Here is a 12,748-nt window from a genome sequence, read left to right on the forward strand (position 1 = left end):
CGTGTGACCCCTTAAGTCCTTTGAATCGTTGAGGGTGGCCACTCCTTGTTAAGGGGTGGGCGGGCACCGCGTCCGTACTCCGCGTCAACGGTTGGCCCGTCTCCGCGAAGGGGAGGTCGTACGCGCGGGCGCGCCGCACGCGCGCCCTGAGCCCCGGATGAGGGGTGTAAGGATCTGTTCTACCCGAAGAACGCTCGCCCAGACGAGTCGATTCCCGCTCAACTGTAGGTCCCTTGCCCGGCTTTTGGTGAAAAGTCCAAACCTTGCTGTCCGATGGGCGAGACGGTCCGCAGAAAGTGCGGCAAAAAGGCCAGGTCACGGCAGTATCTGCGGCCTTTAACCCCCTTCTCCGCAGTCCTGTTGGGCTACCCCCATCGCCCGTTATGCGATTTTGACCTGACGGGCACCCTGAATGTCTCAGTCCGAATGGCAAGATGCCGTAATCACACAAGGTCGCGACACTCGATGGTGCGTGTCCGACCGTTTTTCGATGCTTTTCCACCAGCGCCGGAGGAACCAAGCCATGACCGCTAGCACCACCCGTCGTACGACCGCCGCACGGTCCCGGATCGCCGCGGTCGGCGCGATCGCGGTCGCGGGCGCCCTGATCCTCACCGGCTGTGGTGACCAGACGGACAAGGCTTCCAGCACGCCGTCCGGCGCTGCGAACAACAGCAGCGCCCCGCTCTTCTCCAAGCTCCCGAAGAAGATCCAGGACGCCGGTGTCATCAAGGTCGGCACGGACGCCACCTATGCGCCGATGGAGTTCACCGAGGGCGGCAAGATCGTCGGCGTCGACCCCGATGTCGCGGCGGCCCTGAGCAAGCAGCTCGGCGTGCAGTTCAAGTTCGAGTCCGGCACCTTCGACACCCTGATCGGCAGCATGCAGACGGGTCGCAGCGACCTGGTCATGTCCTCGCTCACCGACACCAAGGCCCGTCAGGAGGGCCTGGACGACAAGGGCGCCAAGACCGGTGCCGGTGTCGACTTCGTCGACTACTTCTCCGCCTCGACCGGCATCCTGGTGAAGAAGGGCAACCCCCAGGGCATCAAGACCCTCGACGACCTGTGCGGCAAGACGGTCGCCGTCCAGCGCGGCACCACGTACGAGGAGTCCGCCAAGACCCAGGCCGAGAAGTGCAAGACGGACGGCAAGGGCGAGCTCAAGATCGAGTCCTTCCCGACCGATGCCGAGGCCCAGACCCGTGTGAAGGCCGGTGGCGCCGCCGCCGACCTGAACGACTCCCCGGTCGCCGCGTACATCGCGCAGACCGCGGGTGGCGGCAACGAATTCGAGGCCATTGCCAACCCGACCGACGCCGGTCTCTTCGGCATCGCGGTGGACAAGAAGAACACCGAGCTGCGCGACGCGCTCAAGGAAGCCCTCGACGCGGTCATCAAGGACGGCTCCTACAAGGCCGCCCTGGACAAGTGGAACGCGGGCTCCGGCGCCGTGACCGAGGCCAAGATCAACGCCGGTTCCTGACCTCCGCGTACCACCGCAGCACACTGAAGGGCAGTCACTGTGACTGACAAGCTCGACAAGGTCCCGGACCCGGCGGACACCCCGCCGGCCGGGGCCGTACCCCCCGAGGCGATCCGCGCGATCCCGGTCCGCCACTACGGCCGCTGGATCAGCGCCGTGGTCGTCATCGGCCTGGTCGTGGCGCTCGTCGTCGCCTTCTCGCAGGGCAACGTGCGCTGGGCGACCGTGCCGGAGAAGCTGTTCGACCCGACGATCCTGCGCGGTGTCGTCAACACGGTCTGGATCAGCGTCACCTCGATGGCCCTGGGCCTGGTGCTCGGTGTCCTCTTCGCGGTCATGCGGCTCTCGAAGAACCCGGTGACCAGCACCATCGCCTGGTTCTACATCTGGCTGTTCCGCGGCACCCCGGTGTACGTGCAGCTCCTCATCTGGTTCAACCTCGCCCTGATCTTCCCGCTCCTGAACCTCGGGTTCTACAAGGACGAGATGACGCAGGTCATGACGCCGTTCCTGGCGGCCCTGCTGGGTCTGGGCCTGAACGAGGGCGCCTACATGGCGGAGATCGTCCGCGCCGGCATCCAGTCGGTCGACGAGGGCCAGACCGAGGCCTCGCACGCGCTGGGCATGACCCGGACGCAGACGATGCGCCGTGTCGTGCTGCCGCAGGCCATGCGGGTGATCGTGCCGCCCTCGGGCAACGAGTTCATCAACATGCTCAAAACCTCCTCCCTCGTGGTCGCGGTGCAGTACTTCGACCTGCTGCGCGCGGCCCAGGACATCGCGTCCACGTCGTTCGCGGTGATGGAGATGTTCTTCGTCGCATCGATCTGGTACCTCGCCCTGACCAGCGTGTTCAGCGTCGGCCAGTACTACCTGGAGCGCCGCTACGCCCGTGGCGCGCTGCGGTCCCTGCCGCCGACGCCGCTGCAGAAGATCAAGGCGAAACTGTCCAGCTTCTCGAACCGCAAGGCGGTGGCCTGATGACGACTGCCATGGTGAAGGCCGAGGGCGTCCACAAGTCCTACGGTGCGGCGCACATCCTCAAGGGCATCGACCTGGAGGTCGCTCCGCGTGAGGTGTTCTGCCTGGTCGGTCCGTCCGGCTCGGGCAAGTCGACCTTCCTGCGGTGCATCAACCACCTGGAGCAGGTCAATGCGGGTCGGCTGTATGTCGACGGGCAGCTGGTCGGCTACCGCCAGAAGGGCGACAAGCTCTACGAGCTGAAGGACAGCGAGGTCGCGGCCCAGCGCCGGGACATCGGCATGGTCTTCCAGCGCTTCAACCTGTTCCCGCACATGACGGCCATCGAGAACGTGATGGAAGCCCCCGTCATGGTCAAGGGCGAGTCGAAGTCGGTGGCGCGCGAGCGTGCCGCCAAGCTGCTGGACCGGGTGGGTCTCGGCGACAAGGGCGGGAACTACCCCACCCAGCTCTCCGGCGGTCAGCAGCAGCGTGTGGCGATCGCCCGCGCGCTGGCCATGGAGCCGAAGCTGATGCTCTTCGACGAGCCCACCTCGGCTCTCGACCCTGAGCTGGTGGGTGACGTCCTGGACGTCATGCGCGACCTCGCCGAGTCGGGCATGACCATGATCGTGGTCACCCACGAGATGGGCTTCGCCCGCGAGGTCGGCGACAACCTCGTCTTCATGGACGGTGGCGTCGTCGTCGAGTCCGGCCACCCCCGCGAGGTCCTCGGCAACCCCCAGCACGACCGCACCAAGGCGTTCCTCTCCAAGGTGCTGTAACTCACCGCAGTTGCGCGCACCCGCGGACGGCGAGGGGCGGTACGGGATTCCCGTACCGCCCCTCGGTCGTTTCTCCCGCGGTCCTGACGACCTGAGATTCCTACTTCAGTCCTAGGACCAGCCCGTCCGAGGGGGAGCGCCAGACCGTACGGGCCTCCGCGAAGCCCGCGGCGCGCAGGGTCTCGGTGTGCCAGGCCTCGGAGGGCGTGTCGCCGTCCGCGTGCTCCCCGTAGATCGCGAAGCGCTCCTTCACCTGCTCGGTCAGCGCCGGGTCGGCGCCCGCCAGGTCCCACCACTCGCGCCAGTCCACGGCCCCCGCCGCCTTGGCCCGGTCCATGCCGGCGTGCCGGTGGGTGTGCTCGGCGGCGTCGATGCGCGGGGTGGCCGGGTCGGGCATGTGGTCGGCGTTCATGAACACCCCGCCCGGGGCCAGCAGCGGAGCGAGCTGCCCGTACAGGACGGCCAGGTCCTGGCTCGGCAGCCAGTGCAGGGCGGTGGCCGTCAGGACGGCGTCGTAGGTGGCGTGGGGGAGCGCTGCGGGCCAGTTCGGGTCCTTGAGGTCGGCGGTCACGAAGGTGACCCGCTCGTCCCCCGCGAAGTGCCCCTCGGCGATGGTCAACAGGGCCGGGTCGAGATCGACGCCCGTACTGGTGGCTTCCGGGAACCGCTTGAGGACGCGGTCCGTAATACTTCCCGTACCGCATGCGAGATCCAGCACCCGGGGGGCGGGTCCCACCAGTGCCTCGACCATGTCCAGCATCACCCGGAACCGCTCCTCGCGGTCGGGCATGTACCACTCCTGCTGCCGGTCCCAGCTGTCCTGCCAGGCCTGCCAGTCTGTCGTGCCCGGTGCTCGGCCCGCATCCGCCGCAACCGTTCCGTCCGCCGTATCCGTCATCCCGTACCCCTCCATACGTAATACCCTCGAAGAAGTCTCAGCCGTTACCGGAGACATTAATCCGCAGCCGTAAGGACTACAAGTGGAACTGGCCCATTACTCGGACTTCGCCGTGCGCCTGGTCAACACCGAGGAGCCGGCCCGCAACAAGGACGCGCTCACCTCGGTGGACGCCGTCCGCGACCTGTTCGGCGCCAGTCAGCAGATGGCGCGCCGCGTCACCGACGGTGACGTCACCCGCTTCCGCAACGTCCGCGGCCGGCTGCGCTCCGTCTTCGAGGCCGCCGACGGGGGCGACCACGTCCTCGCGGTCGACCTGCTGAACTCGCTGCTCATGGAGTTCCCCGTCAGCCCCCAGGTCTCGGGCCACGAGACCCTCGACGACGACGGCCGCCCCGACTGGCACATCCACCTCGCCGAGCACCCCTCGAACGCCTCCGCGGGCTACGCCGCCATGGCCGCCATGGGCCTGGCCTTCGCCCTCACCGAGCACGGCCCCGACCGGCTCGGCCTGTGCCAGGCAGCGCCCTGCCGCAACGCCTACCTCGACACCTCCACCAACCGCTCCCGGCGCTACTGCTCCGACCGCTGCGCCACCCGGGCGAACGTGGCCGCCTACCGCGCCCGCAAGCGGCTGGAGGCCGAGGCGTCCGCCCGCAGCGGGCGCAGCGCCGAGACCGCCCAGGACAGCCGGGCCCTCAGCGAACGCTGATCCTCCTCGCGCGGCCGGAAGCGCAGCACCGCCGTCGCCAGCACCAGCTCCCCGGGCACCGGCCCGAAGACGGTGCTGTCGCCGGGCGCCTCGTTGTACGGGTTGTCCCCGAGCACCCACCAGGCACCGCCCGGCCTCCGCTCCACCGCGCGCTTGATCACCAGCAGGTCCTGCTGGAGCGGGTGGCGCAGCACCACGACGCCACCCGGACGGACGGCCGCCCCGTAACGGACCAGCACCTGGTCCCCCTGGTTCAGCGTCGGCGCCATCGACGGCCCCGTCACCTCCACCATCCCGAACTGCTTGCGCGGGCGCCCGATCTCCACCATGCGTGTCCTCCTCGTCACCCCCGCATGCTGCCGCACGGGCCCGTACATTCGCTCACCGGTCCGGCCGCGACCCTGGACTTTTGTCCTAAGCCCATGGGGGCGGCCGCGAAATCCGGTTGTTCAGCGAGTAATCTCCCCCTTGAGAAGACGATCACGAGGAGGACAAACTCCATGCTTTCCCGCCTCTTCGCCCCCAAGGCGAAGGTCTCCGCCCACTGCGATCTTCCGTGCGGCGTGTACGACCCTGCCCAGGCCCGCATCGAGGCCGAGTCCGTCAAGGCCGTGCAGGAGAAGTACCAGGCCAACGAAGACGCCGACTTCCGCGCGCGCGCCATCACCATCAAGGAGCAGCGCGCCGAGCTCGCCAAGCACCACGTCTCGGTGCTGTGGAGCGACTACTTCAAGCCCCCGCACTTCGAGAAGTACCCGCAGCTGCACACCCTGGTCAACGACACCCTGAAGGCCCTCTCGGCCGCCAAGGCGTCGAACGACCCGGCGACCGGCGCGAAGGCTCTTGAGCTCATCGCCGAGATCGACCGCATCTTCTGGGAGACCAAGGCCGCCTGATCTCGGGCGCCCGAGGGATCTCCCCGCGCTGCTGTTCAGAGCGCACATGACACCGGCCCGACCGCTCCGAGCGGCCGGGCCGGTGTCATACGCGGCCGCGTCCGGGGTCAGGCCTTCTCGCCGAGGACGCTGCGCAACCAGTCGAGGGGATCCTGGCCCAGCAGCTCGCCGGCCAGACGCCGGCCGGTCTCCGTCGTGAGGCGGGCCCTGCTGTTGTCGATCCAGCGCTGGGCGCCGGAGTACCCCTGCGCCTTGTACTCGATGCCTTGGAGCATGCACTCCAGCTTGTCCGCGTCGCGTGCGCAGACGGCTTCCGGGGAGTCCTTTGCCTCGTACTCGGCGACGAGTTCCCGGATCACCGAAGCGAGCCCGTCCGGCATGCCGCCGGTCTGATCGGCCGTCACCGCGACCGGGTCGGCACCGGCCGCGTACTTCTTCCCGAGGTGGTTCACGTCCCCGGTGCGGGTCTCCTGGGTGTCGTGCCACACCGCGAGGAAGGCGGCCCGCGCGGGGTCGGCGCCTTCCAGCTTCGCGATGATCGACGCGATGAGCGAGGTCCGCCAGGAGTGCTCGGCCACGCTCTCCGGATCGTTGACGCCGGCCATCCACCAGCCCGTGCGGCGCGTGTGCTTGAGCGTCCCCGCCTCGTAGAGGAACCCGGCTACCGCGGACAGGTCGTCAGCCACTGTGTCTCTCCTTCACGCCTCGGCGACGAGGCGGTCGATCGCGGTCAGGGCGAGATCCCAGGGGTACGCCTCCCGGCGGCCCTGCCCGGGAAGGTTCGGCATGAAGCCGCCCTCGCCGTACAGCACCGTCACCCCCATGTCCCGAAGTTCCTGCACGGACCGGTCGAAGGCCCTGTGCTGTACGTAGGCCGCGTTGACGCACGGCATGACGGCCAGGGGGATCCCCTTGCCGATGCCTTCGGCGACCACGCCGACAATGAAGCGGTCGGTGAGGCCCAGGGCCCACGCGTTGATGGTGTTGAAGGTGGCCGGGGCGACGAGGACGGCGTCCGCCGCAGGCCACACGTCCGGATCCCCCGGCCGTTTGTAGCTGCTGCGGACCGGGTGTCCGGTGAGCGCGGCGAGGCCGTCGAGCCCTCCCCCGAGCCAGTCCGCGGCCGTCGGAGTCAACCCGAGGCAGACGTCCCACCCACGGGACTGCGCCTCCTCGATCACGCGGGCGACATCGAATACCGGCGGAGCGGCCGATCCGAAGAGGTACAAGGTGCGCGTCATGGCTCCCAGTTGACCATAGGCTCGGACATCCGATCCCAGGTGCCCCAAGGGTGGAATGGGTAGTGTCCGGACGACAAGTCAGAAACGGGAGTGTCCGGCATGCCCACTTTCGACGACCATCCAGGATCGCGCATTCGCGCCCGGCGGCGGCTGGCCCGCCTCACGCAGAAGCAGCTGGCTGAGCTGCTTCCGTACTCCTACAGCCTGCTGAACCAGGTGGAGTGCGGTGCCCGGCCCGCGACGGATGCCTTTCTCACCGCGGTCGCCCAAGCCCTGCGGATCGATTCCGCCGTACTGACAGGCCAACCGCACGTCAGCACCATCCAAGGGGACCGCCGAGAAGCGCTCGTGCGGCCCATCCGCGACGCGCTCACTCTCTACGACCTCGGGCATGACCCGGAGGTCACCGCCCGCCCGGTGGGCGACCTCGTAACAGCGGCCGACCGATTGTGTGCGACCGTCCGCGCGACCAAGCTGCGGGAAGCCTCCCGGACTCTTCCCGGGGTGATCGCCGAGCTGACCTCGACCGTATGGTCCGGTCCGTCCACCGAAGCCTGGAAGGCATTGGCATCGGCCTATCGGAGCGCCCACGACGTTGCCGTCAAGCTGGGGTTCTACGACCTCTCCACGGTTGCCCTCGACCGCATGGACTGGGCCGCCGAGCATGCTGCGGACCCGTGCCTCGCGGCCGTGCGGCAGTACAAACGGGCCCTTGTCCACTCGAAGAGCGGCGAGTACCGCACGGGCGAGAGGCTGATCGAGGCAGGACTCCGGATCCTGGAGCAGGCTGAGGAGGGCCGTGAACGCCTCGCAGTGACCGGGCAACTGCACCTAGGTGCCTCCGTCATCGCGGCACGTGCGGGGGATCGGGATGCCGTGGAACGGCACATCGCCGAAGCCCGCACACTTGCCGAGCGAACCGGAGACGCCTCGACGGTGCACTGGCTGTCCTTCGGGCCCATGAACGTCGCGGTGCACGCGATGTCGGCACTCACTCAGATGAGGCAGTACGACGACGCACTCACAGCCGCCCGGAAGATCCGGCCGCCGACGGCCTTCGCGACGAGCCGTCGAGCCCATTTCCTGATCTACCGGGCGCGCGCCGAAATGGAGACGGGGAACGCGACGAGGGCCTTGGCCTCGTTGTCCGAAGCCCGCCACGTCGCCCCTGAACAGACCCGCTACCACCCGAGTACCCAGGAGACGATCCAAGGCCTGGTCCATATGGCTCGGCGGACCCCCGAGGCCCTCAACCACCTCGCTGCCTGGGTGGAAAAGTAGAGCGCTCACACGCTCACACGGTTGTGAGCATTTCGTGCCTTGCCGCTCGCCAGTCTGGTCCCATCACCCGCTGACGACGGTAGGAGCCGCCGTGTCCTGGAAGAAGACGGCCGACTGGTACGCGCGTTGTCTCCCCGATCCCGCGGCGGCGCATACCGCGTGGCGGGAGCACGGGGTCGCCGTGCTGCCGCTCGGCGCTCGGTTCGAAGCCGTACGGGTACCCGACGCCCTCGCGCACGCGGCCGTCGAGAGCTCCGAGGACCGTGTCGTGGACCTCGCGCTCGCGCTGGCCCTGGAGGGGCCCGTCATTCACGACCCGCGCGGTCGCAACCACTACGCGCTCGTCGAACCGGGAACGGCGGAGCGCTGGCGCTCCCGGGAAGCGGTCGAGTGCCTCGGGGACGGGACCCACCTCGGGGTGCCCGACATCGGCCGGGATCGGGCCGCGTCAAAGTGGTCCCTCTACTGGGCCGCAGCCCCCGGCCCGGGGGCGTACTTCTGCCGGGTCGCCGCCGTCCGGCTGCTCGTCCGGGTGGGCGCGGCACGGCTCGCCGAGCCGGATGGGGCGAAGTGACGGGCCTCCCGGAGCGCCTGACGGCCGTGGTGTCCGAGGAGCATCCCCACGGCGTGTGCACACGGGCGAACGTACGGTGCTCCGGGTGCGGCCTGCCGGTCCCGATCGCGACCATGTACGGCGGTCCCATGGGCGACTGCCGGCGCTGCCACTACGCGTGGGGCGTCCACCACGACCCGGTGAGCTGCTGGCGGCCCAGCAGCATGGAGGAGAGCCTCATCGCCCGGGTACGCGAGGTGACGCCACGCCTCGTCGCTGCTCGCGCCCTGCTCGACGACATCGTCGGCAGCCTGTGACCCGCCCGGGTGCGGTGGTGGACAGAACCGGCCAGTAGGGGCGGGGCCCGGGCAGGGCCGAAAGGCCGGTGCCCGGACCCCCGGGGATCACTCGTCGTCCTCGTCCTCGTCCTCGTCGTCGTCCAGCCGGGCCAGCCAGGTGGCCAGGCGTTCCACCGGGACCTCGAAGTCCGGGTTGAGGTCGACGAAGGTGCGCAGCTGCTCGGCGAGCCACTCGAAGGTGACCTCCTCCTCGCCGCGCCTCTTCTCCAGCTCCTCGATGCCGCGATCGGTGAAGTACAAGTCGGGCTCCGTGCCGTGATGGGGGTGTGCAGGGGGTGTTTCCCGCCAGGATAATCCGCCTTAAGGCGAGACCTCCCGCCTGCGCCCTTCCCGGGTCTAGCCTGGATGCCCGACAAACAGGGGGCGCGCATGACGGACGGGCGCACGACCGGGTCCGCGCGCGCCTTCGAGCTCCTCGAGCCTCTCGTTCAGGCCGCGACCGTACGCGTTCACGCCCCTGCGGGAGGGTATGAGAACCCCCGCAGTCATCGGACCGGTCCCACCTGGGGGAGCGGCTTCTTCATCGCTCCCGGGTGGGTCCTGACGTGCGCGCACGTGGTCGGCGAAGGGGGTGCTGCGGTGCGTCTGACGGGGCGCGAGGTCGGCATCACCTTCTCCGCCGGGAGCCTGACCGGGACGGTCACCGGGCGCGTGGAGTGCGTACTGCCCGAGCGGCTGGAGGAGCGGCGTCCCGGACGGCACGCGCTGTGGGACCTGCCCGACCTGGCGCTGGTCAGGGTGCTGGCGCCCGTCTCGCACGCCTGCGTCCGGCTGACCGACCGCTCCCGCCCGCGCTTCGACGAGGTCGCCTACTTCGGCTGCACCGAGGACCTCGGCACCCCCGAGATCACCGGCCGCACCACCCGGCTGCGCGGCACCGCCGGGAACGGCGCGGCCATCCGGCTCGGCGACGACGACGAGATCGAGCCGGGCATGTCCGGCGGGCCCGTCGTGGACCTGGCCCGCGGCGAGGTCGTCGGCGTGCTCAAGGCCCGGAGGCAGAGCGGCGGCGGCGGGCTCGCCGTCTCCGTCGTGCAGCTGCGCACCCTCCCGATGGCCGCTCGGGGCCAGGTCGGGCTGTACCGCCGGATCATGCAGGCGCACGACCTGTACCACTACGACCAGCACCTCAGCGATCTCGACAACCGCCGGACCTGGACGGACGTGCACGGCGAGCTCCCGCCCGAGGAGGGCGACCCGTACGCCGGCCGCGGCCGGCTCACCCCCGGCGAGCGCACCACCCTGTGCGGGCTGCTGGCCGAACTGCCCCCGCCCGGTTCCTCCGAGGTCGTACGGGCCCTGGTCGAGGCGGCGCGCGGCGAGGAGCCGGACCCGCTGCCCCCCGCCCCGCTGAGCTGGCGCGACGGGCTCGGGCTGCTGCACGATCCGCCCGGCGGGACGGGGGAGGCCGCGGCGATGCTGCGGTACGCGACGGACGTGAGCGTCGCCGAGTACCGCGAGCCCGTCACCCCGGGCGCGGACGAGGAACTGTGGGACTGGGTGCGGGCCACGGCCGAGCGACTGTGGCGGCCGCTGCGGAGGGAGCTCGGCGAACGCCGCGAGCGGGGCCTCGCCGATCGGGAGCGGCGCCGGCGGGCCCCGGCCGGGCGGGCGGTGCACGGGAGCGCCCGGCGGGCCGGCGGGCTGCCGTCCGGGGCCTCGGTGCTGCTGGAGGTGTGGGCGCACGGCTGGGAGGACGTCTACGACTGGCGGGTCTCCGTGCTCGCCGGTCCCGCGCACGCGGGGCGGGTGACGCCGGTGGACTCGGGCGTACGGCTCACCCTGGCGGGCCTGCCGGAGGCGTTGCGGGTCCCGCTCGCCGAGGGGTTCCGGCGCTGCGACACCCACGAGGCGGCGGCCCTGCTCGAAGTGGCCGTGGCACCCGAGCTGTTCGGGCTGGCGGTGGACGCGTGGGTGGTGGTGGGCGGCGTACCGCTGGGCGTGCAGCGGCCGGTGGTGCTGCGCCACCCGGCCGGCGCGAGCCAGGGCGGGCCGAACCCCGGCGGGGCGCGGGAGCACCCCGCCGACCGCGAGTGCGCCGACGCCGCCGCCCGTTGGGCCCGGGTGCAGGCGGGACCGCTCCAGGACGAACGGGCCGACTGCGCGGGAGGGCGCCCGCGCACCCCCGCCACCGAGTGGCTGACCGGCCTCCCCGACAACACCGTGCCCGTGCACTGCCGGGCGGCGGACCAGGAGCCCACGCTCGGTTCGCTGCACGCGGTACGGGATGCCGGGTACGGGGTGGCGGTGACCCGGCGGCCCCCGCCGGAGCCGGGGGCCTCGTGCGCGCCCTTCCATCGCGGGCTGCGCGAGGAGCTGGCCGACGCGGGGCGGGCGGAGGTGCTGCCGCTGCGCTTCCAGACCCTGCGGGGGCGTGCGTACGGCGCGGACCCCGACGCCTACTGGGCGACCGGGGCGGGGCTGGTGTGGGAGGACCCGGCGCGGCCGCTGCCCGAGGAAGAGCCGCTGCAGGGCGACCTGTGACGGGGCCGGCCCGGCCGACGCGAGGGAGGGAGCGAGCACCATGAACGACGAGTGGCTCATTTACCGCGGGGTGGGCGAGCCCCACGACGGGATCGACGCGCTGCCCGACCCGCCGCCCTGGCGGGACTTCGACGGCGGTCCGGTGGCGGAGCCGGGCGGTCCGGCGCGCGTCGCCGACGGCAACGTGGCCCGGCGGCTCGGCGCGCACCGGCAGGCCGCCGAGCTGCACCGGCCGGAACCGGAGGAGCTGGAGGCCATCAACGCGGCGCTGTACCTGCGGCGTCCGCTGCTCGTGACCGGCTTTCCCGGAACCGGGAAGTCCACCCTCGCGCATGCCGTCGCCCACGAGTTGAAGCTGGGGCGGGTGCTGCGCTGGCCGGTGGTGTCGAGGACCGTGCTCCAGGACGGGCTGTACCGCTACGACGCCCTGGCCCGGCTCCAGGACGTGCAGATCGCCGCGAGCGGAGGCGGTCCGGCCGCCCCCGGACCCGCCCCCGGAGACGCGGCCGCCCCCGGCACGGTCCCCGGCATCGGGAAGTACATCCGCCTCGGGCCGCTCGGGACCGCCCTGCTGCCCACCGCCCGGCCCCGCGTCCTGCTGATCGACGAGCTCGACAAGAGCGACATAGACCTGCCCAACGACCTGCTGAACGTGCTGGAGGAAGGGGAGTTCGCCCTCCCCGAGCTGGAACGGGTCGCCGATACCGAGCCCGAGGTGCAGGTGCTCACCGACGACGGGACGAAGGTGACCGTCCGCGGCGGCCGCGTCCGCTGCCGGTCCTTCCCCTTCATCATCCTGACCAGCAACGGGGAACGGGACTTCCCCGCCGCCCTGCTGCGCCGCTGTATCCAGCTGGGGCTCGGGCAGCCCGGCGAGAAGCGGCTCGCGACCATGGTCCGCGCCCACCTCGGCGAGGAGGCCGCCCGCCTCGGGGCCGACCTGATCCGCGAGTTCCTCAGCCGCTCCCAGACCGAGCTGGTCGCCGCCGACCAGCTGCTCAACGCCGTCTACCTGACCCATTACGCCGCCCCGCCCACCCGGGAGGACCTCGCCGACCTGCTCATCCAGCGCCTCGACCGTCCCAGGTGATCG

General features: G+C 70.7%; 15 protein-coding genes. 10 read left to right on the plus strand and 5 right to left on the minus strand.

Annotated elements, in window-relative coordinates; translation table 11 throughout:
* Nucleotides 1–523: 523 nt before the first annotated feature.
* Genes ACIQZO_RS33200 through ACIQZO_RS33210 form a run of 3 tightly spaced genes read left to right on the plus strand, consistent with a single transcriptional unit; the run spans nt 524 to nt 3,231 of the window.
* Nucleotides 524–1,486, plus strand: a complete 963-nt coding sequence (locus tag ACIQZO_RS33200; protein ID WP_403633502.1) for an ABC transporter substrate-binding protein — start codon at nt 524–526, stop codon at nt 1,484–1,486.
* A 39-nt stretch (nt 1,487–1,525) separates the two neighbouring features.
* The gene (locus ACIQZO_RS33205) at nt 1,526–2,467 is read left to right on the plus strand and encodes an ABC transporter permease subunit (protein WP_403633504.1); all 942 of its coding nucleotides are present in this window, start codon (nt 1,526–1,528) and stop codon (nt 2,465–2,467) included.
* Nucleotides 2,467–3,231: an amino acid ABC transporter ATP-binding protein gene (locus tag ACIQZO_RS33210; RefSeq protein ID WP_403633506.1), complete on the plus strand. Its 765-nt coding sequence runs from the start codon at nt 2,467–2,469 to the stop codon at nt 3,229–3,231. The genes ACIQZO_RS33205 and ACIQZO_RS33210 overlap by 1 nt, the downstream gene beginning before the upstream one ends.
* Nucleotides 3,232–3,331: 100 nt before the next feature.
* Here ACIQZO_RS33210 and ACIQZO_RS33215 read toward each other — a convergent pair whose 3' ends face one another.
* Entirely contained in the window at nt 3,332–4,129 is a 798-nt protein-coding gene (locus ACIQZO_RS33215) for a methyltransferase domain-containing protein (RefSeq protein ID WP_403633508.1), read from the minus strand.
* Between the two features lie 82 nt (nt 4,130–4,211).
* Here ACIQZO_RS33215 and ACIQZO_RS33220 point away from each other — a divergent pair, with 82 nt between their 5' ends.
* Nucleotides 4,212–4,841, plus strand: a complete 630-nt coding sequence (locus ACIQZO_RS33220) for a CGNR zinc finger domain-containing protein (RefSeq protein ID WP_403633511.1) — start codon at nt 4,212–4,214, stop codon at nt 4,839–4,841.
* On the opposite strand, the gene sodX is transcribed toward ACIQZO_RS33220, so the two are convergent.
* Nucleotides 4,745–5,170 (minus strand): nickel-type superoxide dismutase maturation protease, encoded by a 426-nt coding sequence (gene sodX, locus ACIQZO_RS33225; RefSeq protein WP_403633513.1) that lies wholly within the window; start codon nt 5,168–5,170, stop codon nt 4,745–4,747. The two genes, ACIQZO_RS33220 and sodX, sit on opposite strands and share 97 nt — an antisense overlap.
* 171 nt (nt 5,171–5,341) lie before the next feature.
* Between sodX and sodN the strand changes: the two genes are divergently transcribed.
* Nucleotides 5,342–5,737 carry a superoxide dismutase, Ni gene (sodN, locus tag ACIQZO_RS33230; RefSeq protein ID WP_030009413.1) on the plus strand — a complete coding sequence of 132 codons (396 nt, stop codon included), beginning with the start codon at nt 5,342–5,344 and terminating at the stop codon, nt 5,735–5,737.
* Nucleotides 5,738–5,844: 107 nt separating this feature from the next.
* Here sodN and ACIQZO_RS33235 read toward each other — a convergent pair whose 3' ends face one another.
* Together ACIQZO_RS33235 and ACIQZO_RS33240 are read right to left on the minus strand one after the other, a co-directional pair.
* Nucleotides 5,845–6,423, minus strand: a complete 579-nt coding sequence (locus ACIQZO_RS33235) for an HD family hydrolase (protein ID WP_403633515.1) — start codon at nt 6,421–6,423, stop codon at nt 5,845–5,847.
* 12 nt (nt 6,424–6,435) lie between these two features.
* A complete protein-coding gene (locus ACIQZO_RS33240; RefSeq protein WP_403633518.1) occupies nt 6,436–6,978 on the minus strand; it encodes a flavoprotein in 543 nt (180 codons plus the stop codon).
* 99 nt (nt 6,979–7,077) lie between these two features.
* On the opposite strand from ACIQZO_RS33240, the gene ACIQZO_RS33245 reads away from it, so the two are divergent.
* From ACIQZO_RS33245 to ACIQZO_RS33255, 3 genes are all read left to right on the plus strand, one after another.
* The gene (locus tag ACIQZO_RS33245) at nt 7,078–8,259 is read left to right on the plus strand and encodes a helix-turn-helix domain-containing protein (RefSeq protein ID WP_403633520.1); all 1,182 of its coding nucleotides are present in this window, start codon (nt 7,078–7,080) and stop codon (nt 8,257–8,259) included.
* A gap of 91 nt (nt 8,260–8,350) precedes the next feature.
* Nucleotides 8,351–8,833 carry a hypothetical protein gene (locus ACIQZO_RS33250; RefSeq protein WP_403633522.1) on the plus strand — a complete coding sequence of 161 codons (483 nt, stop codon included), beginning with the start codon at nt 8,351–8,353 and terminating at the stop codon, nt 8,831–8,833.
* Complete coding sequence (locus ACIQZO_RS33255) at nt 8,830–9,129, plus strand: hypothetical protein (RefSeq protein WP_403633525.1); 300 nt, start codon at nt 8,830–8,832, stop codon at nt 9,127–9,129. Before ACIQZO_RS33250 ends, ACIQZO_RS33255 begins: the two co-directional genes overlap by 4 nt.
* An 87-nt stretch (nt 9,130–9,216) precedes the next feature.
* On the opposite strand, the gene ACIQZO_RS33260 is transcribed toward ACIQZO_RS33255, so the two are convergent.
* Nucleotides 9,217–9,411, minus strand: coding sequence for a DUF6104 family protein (locus ACIQZO_RS33260; protein WP_403633528.1), 195 nt, complete (start codon nt 9,409–9,411; stop codon nt 9,217–9,219).
* Between the two features lie 129 nt (nt 9,412–9,540).
* Here ACIQZO_RS33260 and ACIQZO_RS33265 point away from each other — a divergent pair, with 129 nt between their 5' ends.
* Together ACIQZO_RS33265 and ACIQZO_RS33270 are read left to right on the plus strand one after the other, a co-directional pair.
* A complete protein-coding gene (locus ACIQZO_RS33265) occupies nt 9,541–11,655 on the plus strand; it encodes a trypsin-like peptidase domain-containing protein (protein ID WP_403633530.1) in 2,115 nt (704 codons plus the stop codon).
* 40 nt (nt 11,656–11,695) lie between these two features.
* Nucleotides 11,696–12,745 carry an AAA family ATPase gene (locus ACIQZO_RS33270; RefSeq protein ID WP_403633532.1) on the plus strand — a complete coding sequence of 350 codons (1,050 nt, stop codon included), beginning with the start codon at nt 11,696–11,698 and terminating at the stop codon, nt 12,743–12,745.
* The last annotated feature ends 3 nt before the right edge of the window (nt 12,746–12,748 follow it).

It is taken from the genome of Streptomyces sp. NPDC097617 (assembly GCF_044761485.1).
GTDB lineage: Bacteria > Actinomycetota > Actinomycetes > Streptomycetales > Streptomycetaceae > Streptomyces.

Bases quoted from the DNA above. Each gene is read 5' to 3' on its own strand.
- ACIQZO_RS33200 (WP_403633502.1), top strand. From the start codon at position 524: ATGACCGCTAGCACCACCCGTCGTACGACCGCCGCACGGTCCCGGATC.
- sodN (WP_030009413.1), top strand. From the start codon at position 5,342: ATGCTTTCCCGCCTCTTCGCCCCCAAGGCGAAGGTCTCCGCCCACTGC.
- ACIQZO_RS33215 (WP_403633508.1), bottom strand. From the start codon at position 4,129: ATGACGGATACGGCGGACGGAACGGTTGCGGCGGATGCGGGCCGAGCA.
- ACIQZO_RS33240 (WP_403633518.1), bottom strand. From the start codon at position 6,978: ATGACGCGCACCTTGTACCTCTTCGGATCGGCCGCTCCGCCGGTATTC.
- ACIQZO_RS33210 (WP_403633506.1), top strand. From the start codon at position 2,467: ATGACGACTGCCATGGTGAAGGCCGAGGGCGTCCACAAGTCCTACGGT.
- ACIQZO_RS33245 (WP_403633520.1), top strand. From the start codon at position 7,078: ATGCCCACTTTCGACGACCATCCAGGATCGCGCATTCGCGCCCGGCGG.
- sodX (WP_403633513.1), bottom strand. From the start codon at position 5,170: ATGGTGGAGATCGGGCGCCCGCGCAAGCAGTTCGGGATGGTGGAGGTG.
- ACIQZO_RS33265 (WP_403633530.1), top strand. From the start codon at position 9,541: ATGACGGACGGGCGCACGACCGGGTCCGCGCGCGCCTTCGAGCTCCTC.
- ACIQZO_RS33270 (WP_403633532.1), top strand. From the start codon at position 11,696: ATGAACGACGAGTGGCTCATTTACCGCGGGGTGGGCGAGCCCCACGAC.